The organism is Bacillus sp. FSL R5-0286 (genome assembly GCF_038593245.1).
In the GTDB taxonomy this organism is placed as follows: Bacteria; Bacillota; Bacilli; order Bacillales; family Bacillaceae; genus Bacillus; species Bacillus altitudinis.
Genome location: NZ_CP151977.1, coordinates 1,968,152 through 1,986,464 on the forward strand (window position 1 = coordinate 1,968,152; position 18,313 = coordinate 1,986,464).

19 protein-coding genes are annotated in these 18,313 nt (G+C 40.4%); 6 read left to right on the plus strand and 13 right to left on the minus strand.

What is annotated here, in order from left to right; translation table 11 throughout:
* The 6 genes from sucA to cdaS form a co-directional block, all read right to left on the minus strand.
* Entirely contained in the window at nt 1-2,835 is a 2,835-nt protein-coding gene (sucA, locus tag NST24_RS09910; RefSeq protein WP_017359494.1) for a 2-oxoglutarate dehydrogenase E1 component, read from the minus strand.
* Between the two features lie 224 nt (nt 2,836-3,059).
* On the minus strand, nt 3,060-4,976 hold the full coding sequence (locus tag NST24_RS09915; RefSeq protein ID WP_342461713.1) for a VWA domain-containing protein: 1,917 nt from the start codon (nt 4,974-4,976) through the stop codon (nt 3,060-3,062).
* An 11-nt stretch (nt 4,977-4,987) separates the two neighbouring features.
* On the minus strand, nt 4,988-5,866 hold the full coding sequence (locus NST24_RS09920) for a MoxR family ATPase (RefSeq protein WP_017359496.1): 879 nt from the start codon (nt 5,864-5,866) through the stop codon (nt 4,988-4,990).
* A gap of 89 nt (nt 5,867-5,955) precedes the next feature.
* Nucleotides 5,956-6,534, minus strand: a complete 579-nt coding sequence (locus NST24_RS09925) for a superoxide dismutase family protein (RefSeq protein ID WP_008346485.1) — start codon at nt 6,532-6,534, stop codon at nt 5,956-5,958.
* A gap of 77 nt (nt 6,535-6,611) precedes the next feature.
* On the minus strand, nt 6,612-7,937 hold the full coding sequence (locus tag NST24_RS09930) for a LysM peptidoglycan-binding domain-containing protein (RefSeq protein WP_342461714.1): 1,326 nt from the start codon (nt 7,935-7,937) through the stop codon (nt 6,612-6,614).
* A gap of 402 nt (nt 7,938-8,339) precedes the next feature.
* Nucleotides 8,340-8,966, minus strand: coding sequence for a sporulation-specific diadenylate cyclase CdaS (gene cdaS / locus NST24_RS09935; protein ID WP_024718575.1), 627 nt, complete (start codon nt 8,964-8,966; stop codon nt 8,340-8,342).
* 81 nt (nt 8,967-9,047) lie between these two features.
* Here cdaS and NST24_RS09940 point away from each other — a divergent pair, with 81 nt between their 5' ends.
* Nucleotides 9,048-9,173: a hypothetical protein gene (locus tag NST24_RS09940; protein WP_003215647.1), complete on the plus strand. Its 126-nt coding sequence runs from the start codon at nt 9,048-9,050 to the stop codon at nt 9,171-9,173.
* Nucleotides 9,174-9,232: 59 nt separating this feature from the next.
* A complete protein-coding gene (locus NST24_RS09945) occupies nt 9,233-10,600 on the plus strand; it encodes an MATE family efflux transporter (protein WP_342461715.1) in 1,368 nt (455 codons plus the stop codon).
* Nucleotides 10,601-10,621: 21 nt separating this feature from the next.
* On the opposite strand, the gene bshB2 is transcribed toward NST24_RS09945, so the two are convergent.
* From bshB2 to rarD, 4 genes are all read right to left on the minus strand, one after another.
* Nucleotides 10,622-11,287 (minus strand): bacillithiol biosynthesis deacetylase BshB2, encoded by a 666-nt coding sequence (gene bshB2, locus NST24_RS09950; protein ID WP_342461716.1) that lies wholly within the window; start codon nt 11,285-11,287, stop codon nt 10,622-10,624.
* 17 nt (nt 11,288-11,304) lie between these two features.
* Entirely contained in the window at nt 11,305-11,655 is a 351-nt protein-coding gene (locus tag NST24_RS09955) for a YojF family protein (RefSeq protein WP_008346474.1), read from the minus strand.
* Entirely contained in the window at nt 11,652-11,933 is a 282-nt protein-coding gene (locus NST24_RS09960; protein WP_342461717.1) for a hypothetical protein, read from the minus strand. Before NST24_RS09960 ends, NST24_RS09955 begins: the two co-directional genes overlap by 4 nt.
* Before the next feature lie 78 nt (nt 11,934-12,011).
* Complete coding sequence (gene rarD / locus NST24_RS09965; protein ID WP_024718571.1) at nt 12,012-12,914, minus strand: EamA family transporter RarD; 903 nt, start codon at nt 12,912-12,914, stop codon at nt 12,012-12,014.
* Nucleotides 12,915-13,009: 95 nt separating this feature from the next.
* Here rarD and NST24_RS09970 point away from each other — a divergent pair, with 95 nt between their 5' ends.
* Nucleotides 13,010-13,483 (plus strand): spore gernimation protein GerT, encoded by a 474-nt coding sequence (locus NST24_RS09970; protein WP_342461718.1) that lies wholly within the window; start codon nt 13,010-13,012, stop codon nt 13,481-13,483.
* Between the two features lie 40 nt (nt 13,484-13,523).
* On the opposite strand, the gene NST24_RS09975 is transcribed toward NST24_RS09970, so the two are convergent.
* On the minus strand, nt 13,524-13,742 hold the full coding sequence (locus tag NST24_RS09975; protein ID WP_003215921.1) for a hypothetical protein: 219 nt from the start codon (nt 13,740-13,742) through the stop codon (nt 13,524-13,526).
* Nucleotides 13,743-13,817: 75 nt separating this feature from the next.
* Nucleotides 13,818-14,150, minus strand: a complete 333-nt coding sequence (locus tag NST24_RS09980; RefSeq protein WP_008346466.1) for a winged helix-turn-helix transcriptional regulator — start codon at nt 14,148-14,150, stop codon at nt 13,818-13,820.
* 141 nt (nt 14,151-14,291) lie between these two features.
* On the opposite strand from NST24_RS09980, the gene NST24_RS09985 reads away from it, so the two are divergent.
* The 3 genes from NST24_RS09985 (at nt 14,292) to NST24_RS09995 (ending at nt 16,843) form a co-directional block, all read left to right on the plus strand.
* Complete coding sequence (locus NST24_RS09985) at nt 14,292-14,909, plus strand: nitroreductase family protein (RefSeq protein ID WP_008346464.1); 618 nt, start codon at nt 14,292-14,294, stop codon at nt 14,907-14,909.
* Nucleotides 14,910-15,146: 237 nt separating this feature from the next.
* A complete protein-coding gene (locus NST24_RS09990) occupies nt 15,147-15,365 on the plus strand; it encodes a DUF3311 domain-containing protein (RefSeq protein WP_017359680.1) in 219 nt (72 codons plus the stop codon).
* On the plus strand, nt 15,350-16,843 hold the full coding sequence (locus NST24_RS09995) for a sodium:solute symporter (RefSeq protein ID WP_041507073.1): 1,494 nt from the start codon (nt 15,350-15,352) through the stop codon (nt 16,841-16,843). Before NST24_RS09990 ends, NST24_RS09995 begins: the two co-directional genes overlap by 16 nt.
* Nucleotides 16,844-16,883: 40 nt before the next feature.
* Here the strand turns inward: NST24_RS09995 and NST24_RS10000 are convergent, their stop codons facing one another.
* Nucleotides 16,884-18,269 carry a S41 family peptidase gene (locus tag NST24_RS10000; protein WP_342461719.1) on the minus strand — a complete coding sequence of 462 codons (1,386 nt, stop codon included), beginning with the start codon at nt 18,267-18,269 and terminating at the stop codon, nt 16,884-16,886.
* Between the last annotated feature and the right edge of the window lie 44 nt (nt 18,270-18,313).

Genomic DNA, 18,313 nt, shown 5'->3' on the forward strand with positions numbered 1-18,313 from the left:
TTAGTTTTTGCGAGTCAAGCTATCAGATACAATTCGTTCTTGTTCTTTTTTATGAACAGTTGGATCACCCTCAGCCGTACTTGAACGTCTTCTGCGGCCGATGTAACGTACTTTTACTTTTTCAGATGCAATTTCACGTAAATATGGCTCAATATATCCCCAAGCGCCCATATTTTGCGGTTCTTCTTGCACCCATACGATTTCTTCTAAGTTCGTCAGTTTTGATAAAATGGCTTTAATATCTTTGGCCGGGAATGGATATAATTGTTCCACTCTCGCAATATGAAGCCAATCTTTTGAGTCTTCCATTTGAGTAAAACGATCACTAATATCGATCGATACCTTCCCGCTCGATAGCACAAGGCGTGTTACTTTTTCATGATCATGCACAAGGCCCGGCTGTTCAAGAACTGGACGGAACTGTCCATCTGTTAGTTCTTGGACTTCGGATAATGTGTTCGGGTTACGAAGCAGACTCTTCGGTGTCATGATGACAAGAGGACGAATCTCTTCACGAAGTAGCATTTTCGCCTGTCTTCTAAGAATATGGAAGTATTGAGCTGCACTTGTCAGGTTCGCAACTGTCCAGTTATTCTCAGCAGCTGATTGCAAGAAGCGTTCTGTTCTTCCACTAGAATGTTCTGGACCTTGTCCTTCATATCCATGTGGCAAGAGCATCACAAGCCCTGACTTTTGTCCCCACTTGGCGCGGCCTGCTGAAATAAATTGATCAAAATACACTTGAGCCGCATTTGCGAAGTCTCCAAATTGAGCTTCCCAAATCACTAATGTTTCAGGAGAATAGACATTATAACCATATTCAAACCCGATAACAGAGCCTTCTGACAGTGGACTATTATGGACTGTAAATGATGCATTTGCATCACTCAGTTCATGAAGAGCAATGAATTCATCTCCCGTTTGACTGTCGTGAAGAACAAGGTTTCTTTGAGCAAATGTGCCTCGCTCAGAATCCTGTCCGGTCATTCGAATCGGCGTACCGTCTTTTAATATAGATGCAAATGCCAGTGCTTCACCAAGTGACCATTCCACTTTGCGATCATCTGTAAACACTTTTGCACGTTTTTCAAGGATCCGCTTTAGCTTACCGAATACTTGGAAGTCTTTCGGCCAGCTAATTAATTCTTCATTCAGCTTTCTTAATACATCAAACTCTACAGATGTATCAACTGCAGGGAAGCCGTTAGATACAGGCTCTGGCAGTTCGATTTCTTGAATCGTATGTTCTTTCTTTGAAGGCACTTTTTTATAAGCTTCTTCAATTTTTGCCGTGACAGCCTGCTCAATTTCTTCTCTTTGTTCTTTTGACAGAAGGCCCTCAGTGACAAGCTTATCTGCGAAGATATTCTTGACCGTTTTGTGCTTTCTGACCGCATCGTACAGCATTGGCTGAGTAGTAGATGGCTCATCCATTTCGTTATGGCCATATCTGCGGTAGCCAATCAAATCAATTAAGAAATCCTTTTTAAACCGTTTACGGTATTCTACCGCCAGCTGAACAGCTGCTAAACAAGCTTCTGGATCGTCTGCATTGACGTGAACAATTGGAATCTCGAAACCTTTTGCAAGGTCACTAGCGTATTTCGTTGAACGAGATTCATTGCTTTCTGTGGTAAATCCAATCATATTGTTGGCAATGATATGGATCGTTCCTCCCACTTGATAGCCGACTAATTGACTTAAATTTAATGTTTCTGCGACAATTCCTTCACCAGGAAATGCAGCATCCCCATGAATTAAGATGGCTAACGCTTTTTCAACGTCTTGAACTGGATAGCCTTTTTGAGTACGCGATTCTTGAGCTGCACGAGTGCTTCCTTCAATAATCGGGTCAATAAATTCCAAGTGACTTGGGTTATTGGCAAGTGTGACTCTTGCACTCTTTGTATCTTCATCTTTGATTTGGCGGTCAGCACCGAGATGATATTTTACATCCCCTGTCCATCCGTAGCTGATGCCGATAGAGCCTTCTGATGGTACAAGCTCTTTATTAGGCGCATGCTGGAATTCTGAGAAAATGATCTCATATGGCTTTCCTAACACATGTGCTAATACATTTAAACGGCCTCTATGTGCCATTCCAATGTTAATATTTGAAGTCCCTTGTGTAACAGACTCGGATATAATTTCATCAAGTACTGGAACAAGTGCGTCTAATCCTTCAATAGAAAAACGCTTTTGTCCAACAAATGTTTTATGAAGGAACTGCTCAAATTGCTCGACTTCTGTTAATCTTTTGAATACAGAAACTAGTTTATCTGCTGGTTTTTTCTTAAATAATTCACCAGACTCAATAGATTTAGAGAGCCAGTTGCGCTCTTCGAAGTCATGTACGTGATCAAACTCAAATGAAATGGTACGCTTATACGTATTTCTCAAATGGTTAATGGCTTCTATGCCGTTTGAAATGTGTTTAGGTGCATCTGGACTAATAATTGATATTGGAATATTCTTAACGTCTTCTTCAGTTAAACCGTATTCCTTTAATGGAAACAGCTCTTGTAATTCCTTTTCTTTGCGAAGAGGATTGACGGAAGCATTTAAATGGCCATACGTTCTGATGTCTTCTGCCAGTTTAACGACTGATGCTATCTTTTGGATTTGTTCAGAAGTAACTACGCTATTTTCTTTTTTCCCAATTTCCTCCTTCATTTCACTCGGTGGTGCACCAAGTTCATCAAATATGCCTCTTATGTCTTCATCAACACTAGTAGGATCCTGGACATATTGATCGTAGAGCTCGAGCACGTAGCCGAGGTTCGGACCATGAAATTCTTCCCAACTCAACGGTTGTTTCACATCATTTTGAAACATTTTGAACACTACCCCCAACTTTGATCATCAAGTGATTGAACACTATCTCGATATAACTTCCAGAACACAATGACCAAATTTATGTAATAAAACGCTTCCAATCATATTCTACCACTGTTTCGGATTACTTTCTACATTCTTTGTTCAATTAAAGATAAAAAATTCAAAGAAAAACAAAAAATTTAAATCATTCCGAAAAATATTTTAAAGAAAGGGGCAAAACCTTATGCCCCAATGCTTTTATGCAGCAATTTCTTGAGTAATGGATATAGCACATCTGGCAATGTATCGACATCCGGTACAAAAATGCTGAACTTGCCATACATATCTTGGATCGTTTTCATCTGCGCCTCTTCAATCGGAGAATTGGATAAAAACACATTGATCACTTCAATTCCCTTTTTTCTCGCTTCGAGAACCGCTTCATGTGTATCCACGATCCCATTTTGTTCGTAGCTGAATGCAGCCGGCTCTCCGTCTGAGAAAACAATGAGGAACTTTTGCTCTTCTCTTCGTTTTAAAATCATTTTTGTCATTTGGCGAATCGCATAGCCGTCCCGGTTATCCTCTTCTGGCTCAAGTGACATAATGGATGGTCCTGCGTCAAATAAGGAATCTTTGAACGATACGACGGTGTTAAAGTAGTTCGGCTGACTTGTTTCAGTTGCATCATTTGTATCTTCCCAGAACCCTACAATTTGATGAGGTACCTGCACTGATTTTAAAGCTTCATGAAACAGAACAATCCCTTTTTTTGTCTCATCCATCTTGTCAAACATACTCGCAGAACAGTCAACTAATAAAGTGAACACAGCATCAATTTGAGAAGATGGCGCTTGTTTTTTATAAAATAGTCGAGGATTGGACTCTGTAAAATAACGAATGATCTTTTTACTGAGACGTCCTGCATGAAGATCTGTTTTTGGCCATGATTTTTTATGCTCAAGTGTTTTTTGAATCATTTGTTTTAAGCGTTTCTGATAAGGCTCGATTGCCTTTGCGTGCTGCTTGTACACATCTATTTGCTCTGGTGAAGGAGGTTCTGGTGAAATCATGACTGGAAACGCATATTTGTTTTCTTTTCCATTCTCATGCGCATCTGCCCCGCTTTCTTCTCCTTCTGCCTCTTCTAGTGCTTCAAGCTTTGAATAGTCTTTTCGATGGGTTTGTTTGGCTGAACCTTGAACCGTTCCAAGCGCCTGATCTCCATCGTCACCTTCTCTTGCCGCATCTTTACCGAGATCGCTTTTACCACCGTGTTCTAAATCAAATTGAAGGAAACTTTTAGATGGTGCTTCCGTTTCTCTATGCCATACTTCCATATATTCATTATGGATGTCTTCATCCCCCTCTTTTTCCCGATCGACTTTTATATCCTCACTTAATTTAGGCTTTCTTTTGAGGTCATGGAAAAGCGGTTCTTTTGCCGCTTTTTCATAGTCCAATTCTGGGAAGAAAAAGTATGTGTTCAGCATATCCTTTTCAAGGAGCTCATCGAAGCCTTCTGTCAATTCCTTCACAATGATGGCGATATCAGATGTCGAGCGTGCGTCATATACACGTTCAAGACTTGACTCAATAAACGGAATCATTGGATCTATCCGCTCATGAAGGGGTGGAATTTCTTCAAGCGGAGATTCGGCTGTCAGCTTCACGTATATCGCACAAAAGAGTGCATCTGTTAAAATACTGCGCTCTTGGTTAATCGTTAATTGTGTTTTAAAGTGACGTCTGTAAAGCTCTCTTCTCCGTTTAAACACCTTTTTTGTTCCTGGGCGGTCACGTTTAATCCGCTCTTCAATGCGGATATCTTCAAACAGCATAAACAATTGTTTGCACACATCAGGAATGGATAATGTGTGGGCATAGCGAATGATGTCTTCAAATACTGTAAGATCGCTATACACCGTCCCTACTGCTCGCAGGAACACATCACTTTTTAGGCCTGCCATCATATCCTCTTGATGACGATCATCCCAAAAATGGCTGATGAAAATTTTCTTTTCAAACGGTTCATAGTACGACTGAACACCGTATTCAAGCTCCACATCATCACTTTTGGCAAGTGTTTTGGCTAAATCCGTTAATTCCATAAATAGAAATGAATCGATTCTGCTGTCATTAAATTTGATGAATTTCAAAAGTCAGAACCTCACTCGAATAATGTTTGAGCGATATTTCTTACCGCTGCTTTTTCCCGGTCATCTTCTAGCTTCTCTACAATTCCTCGTTCAATTGCACGAAGCGGCGGGATATATTGCGCAAGATCACATGTATCTAACAGTGCGCGAATGGATGCGGCTTCTTCACTGACCTGTCCATTGTGTGCTTGGACGATGAGATCTGATGAGAGCTGTACGAATTGATCGATTAACCGCTCATCCTTTAATACGGATTGAGTGTGCAGTACTTCTTTTAAAATGCCACCGCCAATGTAAGGAACTTCAATGACGACAAAACGGTTTTTCAGCGCTTCATTGAGCGGCACTGTCCCCACATATCCCTCATTGATTGCTGCAATCACGCCAAAACCTTCTTCTGCTCTAACGACTTCACCTGTAAATGGGTTTGTCATCATTTTTCTGTAATCAAGCACACCGTTTAAAATAGGTAGTGTTTCTGGTTTTGCCATGTTGATTTCATCAATATATAAAAGGTGTCCTTTTTTCATTGCTTTTGTAACGGGTCCTTCAATGAATTCTATAGAAGCAACTTGTCCATCATTATGGATGGTTTTATAACCAATTAGACTTTCTGCATCAAGGTCAACTGAGCAGTTTACACTGTGCATCGGCTGTTGAAAGAACGCGGATAAAGTTTCTGCTAGTTTTGTTTTACCTGAGCCCGTCGGTCCTTTTAACAGAACATTTTTTCCTAGGGCAAGTGCAATCATGGCATCTTGAATAATAGACGTATCTTGTGATTCATAGCCGCCTGTTCCGATAAGCGGACGAAATTCTTCTTCGAGAACTTTTCCTTTTGCTTCGATCATTGCTTGAATTTCTTCTGGGAGTGCTGGTTGGTTAAACATATATGATTAATTCCTCTCTTCGATCATTTTCCTCACCAAGTATACTAAAAAAACCTTTATGCACTCAATACATAAAGGTTCGTCTTCTGTTATTTTACCATTTCTTTTGTGATGGCTCCGCAAGCAATGCGTTTCCCTGAGTTGCCAGAAGGGTTGCTTAAGTAATCATCTGCTTCTGCATGGATGATGAAACTTCGCCCGTTTTGATCAACCAATTGATTCGGGCCTCCTTTGACCGTCACATTCGGAACATTCACAACGACGTCAATTTGACCATCTGCCCCTACTTCTAAATTAGGCATATCTCCAGCATGATGCCCTTTTGGGTTGTCGAAGCCATGCTCTCTATGGGTCGGATTAAAGTGAGCCCCCGCCGTTTCAAAATCTGGCGTTTCACATATTCCTGTTTCATGAATATGAAAGCCGTGAGGACCTGGCGGCAGCCCTTTCGCTTTCACATGCAGATCCAGCCCATTTTCTGAGGACTCTCTTATTTCAATGCTCCCTATTTTTTGCCCGCTTTCGTTTATGAGTGACGTTGTGACTGGTGCTTGTTTAGGTGCGGCAACTTCTCTTGTTTCTTCTGTCGTTTCTTTTTTCGGCGGTGCATGACATGCTGATGCGGTAAAGATCAAACATATCATGATCATCCACACTGACTTTTTCATTTATGACTGCCCCCTTTTGCTATCAGTATGGACAAACTGATGAGAAGGCAAACAAAAAAAGCCGAAAATCGGCTTTTTTAGAAGAAACGTTTCGCACCTAGGTAGGCTTTTTTCCAATAAGGATTGCTTAAGTTTGAAATTCCTACTCCACTGTCACTTGCATGAAGGAAATCTCCTCCACCTAGGTATAGTCCCATATGAGAAGGACCTGCTTTGTACGTTGTGAAATAAACAAAATCTCCAACTTGTGGTGTGCTGACAGGCGTCATCATATTCCAGTATCCTGCTGTACTCAATCTAGATACTGATGAAACCTTATTAATGAGATAGTAAACAAAGCCGCTACAATCAAATCCAGCTGGTGTATTGCCGCCCCATCTGTAAGGTATGCCTGTGAGCTTTTTACCTTCTTGAATCATTGTCGTGATTTTTGCATTCATTGGAACGTCATTTTTATTATTGTTGACCGGTGTTGTTGAACCATTTGACGTAGAACCATTAGATCCAGTTGAACCGGAAGCTGTTCCGTTGATTTTTAATACTTGTCCAATTCTCAGCACATCACTTTTCAAGCTGTTTGCTGTGCGGATTGATTGAACCTGCACCTTAAACTGATTCGCAATTTTCCATAATGAATCACCTGATTTAACCGTATAAGATGTGGTTTTACTACTTGAAGACTGATTGCTGTTTGAAGGCGTGCTAGGTTGAGCAGGTGCTTTCGGCTGACTTGGTTTTGACGTCACCGTTCCTTTTACCTTCAATACTTGATTTGGATAAATCGTATCAGATTTTAGCGAGTTCAATGTTTTAATTTCACCAATCGACATATTTAACGAATTGGCAATTTTCCAAAGTGAATCGCCTAATTTCACTTTATATGTACTAGATGCTGACGACGAACTATTAGAATTCGTTGATTTGTTACTTGAGCTAGAATTAGATGTTGAGTTTGAGGACTGGCTGCCGCTCGTTTTCGCTGTTCCAGACACTTTCAGCTTTTGTCCAGGACGAATGAGGTCACTGTTTAAGCTGTTCAAACTTTTCAAACTTGCAACTGACATTTTGTGATTCTTCGCAATCAGCCATAATGAATCCCCAAGCTTGACTGTATAGCTAGATATTGTTGAAGCACTTGATTTCGTTGCTTTTGAACTTGTTGATGAGCTGGATTTTGAACTTTTTGCACCAGGAATCTTTAAGCTTTGTCCTGCAAAAATCATCGTCGTTTTTAATTGATTAAGAGATTGAAGTTCCGAAATACTTGTGTTGTACTGTTCGGCAATCTTCCAAAGTGAGTCACCGCTTTTCACCTTGATCGTCTGTGCTTCTGCCGGTGCAGCAATAACAGCTGAGCCTGCGATCGCTGAAACTGTGAGGCCGGTTACTACTTTTTTCTTCATAGATGAATCTCCGCCTTTCATGATTTCGTGCCATAAGACTTATGTACTAGTTTTGAGTTTAGCATTTAATGGTTCTGCTTCTCTTGCACTATTTTATCTTTATTTCTATTATATTACTCGACATGAAGACGTTGGGCAATACTAAATAGGTTAGAGCAGCAAACTCAAAATGCTAAAACAAAGCCATATCGTTTCTATCGGCTGTTTGCTGTATTTATAAACATTCTTTAAGGAATTTTTAAGTTGACGTTTAGAAATTTGTCAAAACAAGCACGTTGCTAGTTTCATAGTTCTATTCTACATGACAAATTTTTCTGTATCAAATGACTTTTTACTTAATTGCCTGTTTTTTCTCCTCAATAAAAAAAGCACCCTTCCCAATGAAGAATGCTGTGTTCATGCTTACTTTCTGATTTCTTGATCTTTTACAGTTAACGGATAGAGGACGCCTTCTTTTGCAAACGACATTTTCCCTGTTTCTTCTGATACCACAAGAACAAGGGCATCAGTCATGCCAGAAAGTCCAATGGCTGCCCGGTGTCTTGTGCCTAGAGAAGGGCTGACTTTTTTTGAGGTGAGCGGTAGGACGTTTGCAGCGGAAACAAGCGTATTTTCTTTTACTAAAAGGGCGCCATCATGAAGTGGGTTTCCAGGATAGAAAATGCTTTCTATTAATGATGCGCTAATTTTCGCATGGAGGTTTGTCCCTTTTTGTATATAATCCTCCACCTCATCTCTCCTTTGAATCACAATCAGTGCGCCATGCTTTTGTTTTGATAAGTTCTCAATGGCTAAAGAAAATTGAGCAAAACCTGGTGTGAATTCTTCCATATATGCTTGTAAATAAAATGAGGAAGCCTCTGCATGCATTTCATTAAACTGATCATGCAATGATTCGAGTTCACAAAGAAGGCATTGTTCCGTCTGGTCAAGCGAATCGACGATTTTCCTTGCATCCATCATAATTTGCGTTAAATGAGATTTCATTTCTAACTTAAACATCGCTTCTTCATTTGTGCGATTGATCATCTCACCATGTCCCTCCTTCATTCGCTTGTGTCATAAAATAACAAATTGTGCACATTCTATTTGTATGGAGGTGAATTCAATATGACCATTCAAAAAGTGATTCAATATGCTTGCAGCATTTTAGGTGTTGTCAGTCTTTCTTTTATTTATGCCCAAATGTTCAAAAAAACGAAGCCCTCAAAGAAAAATAATCCGACGGAGAATTGATTTTTTTACATAGCGTGATATAATTCCTCTCGTTATTTCTGTTCAGAGAGGAACTTATGATGAGAGAAACGAATAGCATTCGAGCAAAGTTGGCACAATTTTTAACCATATTGATTCCGATTTTAATTACACAAGCAGGTCTTTCGCTCATCACATTTTTAGACACGGTGATGTCTGGAAAAGTGAGTGCAGAAGACCTGGCAGGTGTAGCGATCGGTTCGAGCATTTGGACACCTGTTTATACTGGTCTCGCTGGTATTTTAATGGCTGTTACCCCTATAGTGGCTCAGCTGATGGGCGGCGGCCGCAGGGAAGACGTTCCTCGTGCAGTCTTCCAGGCCATTTATTTATCTTTTCTTTTAAGTATCGTGGTGATTGTCATTGGATCGTTGTGTGTTCCTTTTATTTTAGGGAGACTTGGGCTTGAACCATCCGTAGAAATCATTGCCCGTCATTTTCTCAGCTTCCTTGCTATTGGAATCATCCCGCTTTTTGGTTATTCAGTCATGAGATCGTTCATTGATGCATTAGGAAAAACACGTGTGACGATGTTCATTACGTTAACCGCACTTCCTATTAATTTTGTTTTAAATTATCTCTTTATTTTTGGAAACTTTGGGTTTCCAAAGCTAGGCGGTGCAGGGGCAGGTCTTGCATCTGCGCTGACGTATTGGGCGATTTTCATCATGAGTATTTGTATTGTCATCAAAGCCGAACCGTTTGCGTCCTTTCGGTTGTTTCAGACATTACCTCGCTTTAACGTCTCCCGAATGGGTCAAATACTGAAAATCGGTATCCCTATAGGGTTTGCGATCTTTTTTGAAACAAGTATTTTTGCAGCTGTCACGCTCTTAATGGGTCACTTTGATACCGTGACAATCGCCAGTCACCAAGCAGCGATGAACTTTGCTTCTATTTTATATATCCTGCCGCTTAGTATCTCAATGGCTTTAACGATTGTTGTAGGTTTTGAAGCCGGTGCCATGCGGTATAAAGACGCAAAAAGCTACAGCTATATTGGCATTGCAACAGCTGTTTTGTTCTCATTATGTACCGCAGCCCTCATCTTGTTATTTAGACCTGAGATCGCTAGTTTATATACAACTGAATCAGCTGTTTTACAAATGACACAGCACTTTTTGATGTATGCGATCTTTTTCCAGCTGTCAGATGCGATCGCCGCACCAATTCAGGGAGCTCTACGCGGGTATAAAGATGTGAATTATACACTGATTGCTGCGTTTGTCTCTTACTGGGTCATCGGCCTTCCAGCTGGCTACTTGATTGGCACGTATACCTCATTTGGAGCGTTTGGTTATTGGATTGGGCTGATTACTGGGCTTGCGGCAGGTGCCATCGTCCTATTTGTTCGTCTTAGGTTGATTGAAAGACGTATGCATTCTGATACAACAGGAAAAGGCAGCTGACTGAAGTCAGCTGCCTTTCATTTAGTCATTCCATTGATACGTCCAAAAAATTTCTTCATCAAACCATTTTTGAACGACTGGTTCTTTGTTTTTCAGCTTTTGTTCAAGCTCTCTTAGCATGCCTTCTGTTTGTGTTCTATGCGCTCTTAGTGCATTTAATTTGATACCGGCTACATCCGTAATATCAATCACAATATCGGCATTTCCTAGCACTTCTTCTCGATTTTTCGTAATGGCCATACAGTATGTGACGGGACGGTCTTCTTTTTTCTTTCGGTATAGAGCACGAATGACCGCTTCACCTGTCGCGTCATGATCAGGGTGTACACCATGACCTGGATAAAATGTGACAATAAGGGTTGGTTTCACTTCATCAATAATACTTTCCATCACATCCGCTAAATACTCATCATCTTCAAATTCCAACGTTTTATCCCGAAGACCAAGCATTCGCAAGTCTGTGACATCCATTTCTTTACATGCATTGATTAATTCCTGTTTTCTTAATTCAGGAAGTGTCTCACGGTTAGCATATGTTGGACTTCCCATATTTCTTCCCATTTCTCCAAGTGTCCCGCATGCATACGTCACTGGAATTCCACGTTTTCTGCTTTGCGCGATGAGCCCTGCGACCCCGAAGGATTCATCGTCGGGGTGAGGCAGCATCACAAGTACATGTTCGTTCATCACTGTTCCCCTCTCTCCTACACCTGAAATGGTGTTTCACTAATTTGTAATGAGATCGCTAGTTTTCCGTCTGGCAGGTGTCCTGCTAACAGCAGGCGGCCTTGTTCATCAAACACGTAATCGGTTAAACCTTCTGCGTAAATCCAGCCATCTTCTGTTTTCATCCCGACACGGTATGGACCTTGTCCTTTTATTTTTGCCTGTGAATAGACGACTTTTGCGTTGCGGATATACGCCACGACCGTCATATTTTGCTCATTCACATGAGCTGAATAAGAACCAGTTGTCGTTTCAAGATGAACGAAGACTGGCCGATTTAAAAACGATTCAAGATGCGCTGTGACATCTTCCGTTTGAATTGGTTTCATGAGTGGTTCCTTCCTCCATTTTGAATTAGTTCTCGCAGCTTTTTTGTATGTAAGCTGATCAGCTGTAGTTGATGACCCTGTTCAATCGTGCTTTCTAAAATTCTTTCCACAGCGAGTACATACTTTTGATGTAATGACTTTCTTGCGCGAGGATGGGTGCGTGCATCAAGCAAATCATCTTGTATCGCCTCGTGTAATGAAGTCATATCCACTACATCAAGCTGCCGATTTTTCCATAAAGATTGATAAGCGTGTGCAAGCTCATCGACTGATGACATGTGATCACCTCTACAGTTTTGGTAACAACTTATTATGACATGATCCGCCTGCAAAAAAAAGCAAACTGCTTCGTCTCTTTAATGAGAATTCGCTGTTTTTTTCATACGGAGTTGAGAGGTTGTAAATAGTAAAATCGCCACCCAAATACAGAGGAATGTCACGATTTTTGCTGCAGATAAGTGTTCGTGATACACAAACAGCCCCAAAAAGAGTGTAATGGTCGGTGCAATATACTGCAAAATACCAACTTGGTATAAAGGAATTCTTTTGGCCCCTTCAGAAAATAAAAGAAGCGGTACAGCTGTAAAGACACCTGCAAAAAATAATAGCCCAAGAGAGCCGAAGCTGCTCGGATTCATCGTGACAACAGGTTCTTTTAAGAAGAAGAATAAGTAAACAAGTGCAGCTGGTGCAAGAAGCAGTGTTTCAATGGTTAATCCAATGGCACTCGTAAAACTCATTCTTTTTTTAATCAGTCCATAAAACCCAAAACTAAAAGCCAATACGAAAGCCACGACAGGAAATGAGCCGTACTGAACAGTTGAGATGATGACCCCAGCGGCGGCAATGAGAATGGCGGTGGTTTGCATTTTATTCAGTCGTTCTTTTAAGAAAATGATGCCTAGTAAAACTGATACAAGCGGATTAATATAATACCCTAAACTCGCTTCCAGCATAAGATCGTGATTTACCGCCCAAATGTATACATACCAATTGACCGAAATTAAAATAGCCGATAAAAGTAATGAAAAAAGTGCTTTTCCATCTATCATCAGACCTTTCACAGTCTGCATCGCTGGACGGACTTGCTTTAAATATAAAAGAATACCGCACATAAAAACAAAGGACCATACTATTCTGTGCGCTAAAATTTCGCCTGACGAAATATGCTCCATCAGTTTCCAATATAATGGGAACAATCCCCATAATGTAAAAGATGCAGCCGTATATAAGACACCTTTTGATTGTTGTTCGTTCAATCTAACCATTCCTTTCTAAACCTATCGTATATTATAGCACGCACATCACTTTATGGGCATATACTAATTCAGGGCATTTAGAAAGGATGATTTGCATGTTTGACTGGAACCGATTATTCCCTTTTCAAAAGCAATTTTCAAAAGAAGCGTTAAAAAATTCAGATCCCAAAGACGTTGAGCAATATGTCAATCAAGTCATGGAAAGTGTTTTCGGCTCCAATTATTCTGCTCAATTCCCCTTTCAGGATCCGCTGTCTCAGCAGCAGAAAACAAGAAAGACAGACGATAAAAAAAAGAAAGAGCCGAATGTTGAAGTATTTGAGACGACAGATCACGTGTTTGTCAAAATAGAGCTCGATCGTCCGAACACGGAAAAAGTAAAAATCAAACATACAGCCAATCTGCTGTTTATTGATCATTTTCCTGAAGAGAATAAACAAAAGAAGGTTGTCCTGCCTGCTGCTGTGAAAAGAAAAGGAACGAAGGCTTCGTATCAAGATGGTATTTTAGAAATTATGTTTTTAAAGCATGATGATCCAGGCATTTCTGAAATTGATATCCCATTATAAAAAGCCTGCTTTGAAATGGAAGCAGGCTTACTCTTTTTTCTTAATAATATGGTGGATATCCGCCGCCATAAGGTGGTGGAACAGGCGGTGGTGGTGGCGGGTAATATGGACGAGGATAATTAAAAATCGCACTTCCTAGAAATCCGCCAAGCAGTCCGCCGACTAAAGGAGCGCCAAAACCAAAAAACAAAGGGACTCTAGATTCATATGGCGGAATACCAGGGGCACCGCCTCGAAAATACGGAGTATGAGGGTACATGCTTTTCTCCTCCTTTGTCATGTGCCTAACATCAGCATATTCATTAGGAGACAAAACGTTTGGGCAAACCTAAAACTAGGCTTGCTCCTTTTTTACATGAGATCCAGCATACTCCCCTGCCCAGCGCGATACTTCTCCGAACACACCATGTAATGCACTCCCTTTTTCGGTTAGACAATAGATGACTTTGACTGGCGTTTCAGGAAGTACAGTGCGCTTTATGATTCCTTCTTGCTCAAGCTCTTTTAAGCGTTCTGCGAGCATTTTTTGACTGATGGATGGAATAATGTCCGTCAGGTCTTTAAACCGCTTCGGACCATCAAGCAATACATGAATGATGAGACCATTCCATCTTTTGCCAAGAAGCAAAAAAGCTTGCTGAATGTTTGGACATAATTGAAATTCCATATATTTCAGCCTTTCTTTTCATAATCGTTTGACAAACTAACGGTATACAATTTAAAATATATCTCTAGTTACAATAAGTAAGTTTCTCACTTTTTTATTTATTGTACCATACTATTTGCAAAAACGGGAGGAAATATCCATATGGCGAGCGATCAAAAAACGATTGACATTTTAAAAGAAAGAGCTTCAGTAAAAGAGTATGATACAACTCATGAAATGACAAAAGAAGAGTTAAAAGAGCTTCTTGATATCACAACAAAAGCACCATCTGCTTGGAACCTTCAGCATTGGCATTTCACTGTTTTCCATAGTGCTGAATCAAAAGCAAAGCTTCTTCCAATTGCTTACAACCAAAAACAAGTCTCTCAAGCATCAGCTGTGATTGCTGTGCTAGGTGACCTTGAAGCCAATCTAAAGGGTGAAAAAATCTACAGTGAGCTAGCAGAACAAGGCTTCATCACAGAAGATATTAAAGAAACACTGATGACGCAAATCAATGGTGCTTACCAAAGCGAGCAATATGCACGTGAAGCTGCGTATTCAAACGCTTCGTTAGCTGCTATGCAGTTAATGATTGCGGCTAAAGCAATGGGATATGATACATGCGCAATGGGCGGTTTCAGCAAAGAAGCGTACGTGAAAGAATTCAATGTGAGTGGTCGATACGAACCAGTGATGTTGATTTCTGTCGGGAAAGCAGCAAAAGAAGCTCACAAAAGCAATCGTTTTGACATCGAAGAAGTATCTGATTTTCTATAAAAAACGGCACAGTCTCAGCGTCATGCTGGGGCTTTTTTATTTGCTCTAAATATTATTTTTCCATACTTATTTTCAAGTCTTCCTTTCTCATTCATCAGTATTTACCTCTTTTTAAAAATGAAAGCGTTATATTAGTATGATATTCATAAAAATGATTGTTTTTTCTGAAAATGGTCTTGTGATCTAATCTGACAACTGCTATTATTATGAAATTACAAAATATTAGAGGAGGAAAACATGAACAAAAAACTGATACTGGCGCTACTCATCGCGATTCCATTCATAGGACAGCTTGCACTGCTCCCCTTTGTGAATCGTATTCATCCATTTGTCATCGGGCTGCCTTTTTTCCACTTCTGGCTCTTACTATGGATTGTACTCACACCCGTTTGCACATTTATCATTTACAGGATGCAACATTCAAATGGAGGAACTGACGAATGCAAGGAAACTTAACAGCTTTATTGATTACTGCAAGTATCATTTTCATCGTCGTGGTCATCGGTTTTGCCGCTGGTCGTGATAAATCATCAAGACAATCAGTAGAAGAATGGTCTGTTGGCGGGAGAAAATTTGGCGGGCTTCTCGTCTGGTTCCTTGTTGGCGCAGACTTATATACTGCTTATACCTTTTTAGGGCTCACAAGTACAGCTTATACAGCAGGAAGTGTTGCTTTTTTCGCTATCCCCTATTCCGTTCTTGCTTATTTTATTGCGTATTTCTTCTTACCAAAACTTTGGACGGTTGCAAAAAATCACAAGCTGACAACACTTGCTGATTATGCACGTGAGCGATTTGACAGTAAACTGTTATCTAGTTTGATTGCCATTGTTGGTGTACTCATGCTCATTCCATACATTTGTCTTCAGCTAAGCGGGATTCAAGATACGTTAACTGTCGCTGGAACGAGTTATATCAATGTGAATGCAGTTGTTATGATTTCATTTATTTTAGTTGCACTTTATACATTTTTCAGTGGTATTAAAGGTCCTACATATACAGCCATTATTAAAGATATTCTTGTTTGGGTGATCATGCTCTTTATGGTCGTTTCCCTCCCGATTATTCATTTTAACGGCTGGACACCAATGATGAATACGCTAGCTAAGGAAGCCCCACAGCTTCTGACGATTCCTGAAAGCGGCCCTAAAGGCATTTTGTGGTTTATTACCGCATCAGGTGTTTCTGCACTCGCATTATTTATGTGGGCTCATGCAGCAACTGGTGTTTTCACAGCCAAAAGCGCAGATGCCATCCGTAAAAACAGTATGTTTTTACCTCTTTACAACATTGTATTGATTTTGGTCATCTTCCTTGGCTTCATTGCCTTTTTAGTCTTACCGGAAGATACAAATCCAAGATTTGCTCTTCTTCATTTAATTCAGACGTCATATGGCGGCGTGATGCAGGGGCTTGCGTATTCGACGATTGCACTTGCTTCTCTCATTCCATGTTCGATCATGGCCATTGGGGCATCGAATTTATTTGCCAATAATTTGTACCGTGATTTAATCCATCCAAATGTGTCACCTAAACGGTTAACGATCATTACACGTTCGATGGTATTTATCGTGATCGGGCTTGCTCTTTTATTCGGTATGCTGTTCCCGACTGCGCTTGTCACGCTTCAGCTGATCGGTGTTTCTGGAATGGTTCAAATTTTCCCAGCCATTGCCATCAGCTTGTTCTGGAAAAAACAATCGAGAGAAGCAACGATTGCGGGGCTCATCGTAGGAATTATCGTGACCTTTACAGCGAATATGACACAAATGACATTCGGCCTTTATGAAGGCTTTCTCGGTTTACTAGCAAACGTTGTGGTCATCTTGATATTGAATCCATTCTTCCAGAAAAATGTCACATCTAATTCTGTGACAAGTGATTTGTTTGAAAAGAATGGGAAAACAACGGAACCTGTGGCTAACAAAGCGTAACACAAGAAAAAAAGCAGTCCCCTGATGAGGACTGCTTTTTCTATTTCATTTCTTTTTTCAACACTTCAATGGCTTTTTTCATTTGCGTATCATTTTTCTTGAGCTTATCTTGGATGTTTGTCATCAGTACCGTCGTTGTGTCCCCTGTCAGAATACCATCAGCCTTTAGATCGTGATCTGATTGGAACCTTTTCACGACCGACTGGAATGCTTGATCATATTCTCCATTGGCTTTTGCTTTGTAGCCAAGCGCTTGGAACATTTTTTGAGCCGCTTTGACTTCATCTCCATCATCATTCAGTTGATACGTCTTTTTCGGACTTAAGTATGGCAGCTTCGCATAACTCGGCAGAGATGCTTTCACCTGTGGCTCAATTCCTTTTTTGTGAATCCAAGATCCGTCTGGTGTCAGCCACTTGGCAATGGTTAATTTCACACTAGAACCATCATTGTAGCTTTGGGCATTTTGAACAGTCCCTTTACCAAATGTCTTTTCTCCAACAAGTTGAATGCTAGAGGATTGGTGCAGAGCTGCCGCCATGATTTCAGCAGCACTCGCTGAACCGCCGTTTACAAGAACAACTGCCGGCTGATGAACTTTGCGTTCTTTTTCCGCTTTGTACACTTGTTTCTTTCCTTTTTCCTCAACCTGCATAATGACTTTTCCTTTATCGATAAAGTCATTGCTCATTTCAATTGCTTCTGTCATAATGCCGCCTGGATTATCTCTCAGATCAATGACAAAACCTTTTGCCCCTTTTTTCTCGAGGTCATCAATCGCTTTATCTAACTCTTTAGACGTCGTTTCAGCAAAAGACGTGATTTGGATTTCGCCAATTTTATCTTTTGTTAATTTAGCATACACCGTTTCAAGCGGGATGGTATCTCTTGTGATTGTCACATCCACATTTCCAACACCTTGTCGGTTCAAATGCAGTTTGACATCCGTTCCTTTTTTCCCTCTGATAAGAGAAACGGCTTTATTCACTGACATGCCTTTTGTACTTTTACCATCCACTTTTAAAATACGATCATGAGGTTTCAAACCAGCTTTTTCAGCAGGAGAGCCTTTAATCGGTGCGACAATTAAAATTTGTCCATCCTTCTCTTCTACTTGTGCACCAATTCCTTCAAATGAAGATGAAATGGTGTTGTTAAACCCTTCGGCTTCCTCCTGATCCATATATGTAGAGTATGGATCATCAAGTGATGTGATCATGCCTTGAATCGCACCGTCTACTAGTTTTTGATCATCCGTTTTTTCGTAATACTCGTTTTTTACCTTCGTATATGCAGCCATGAGTTTACTAAACTTCTCATCTCCTGAAACGCTAACAGCACCTTGTTTTGTGATCACAAATGTAATCGCTGAGGAAAGCGCTGCTGTCACCAGAATGGCTATCACGAACTTGAATTGTTTTTTCAAAAAAACACCACCTTTATCTCCTTTCATTATTATCAAGGACGATT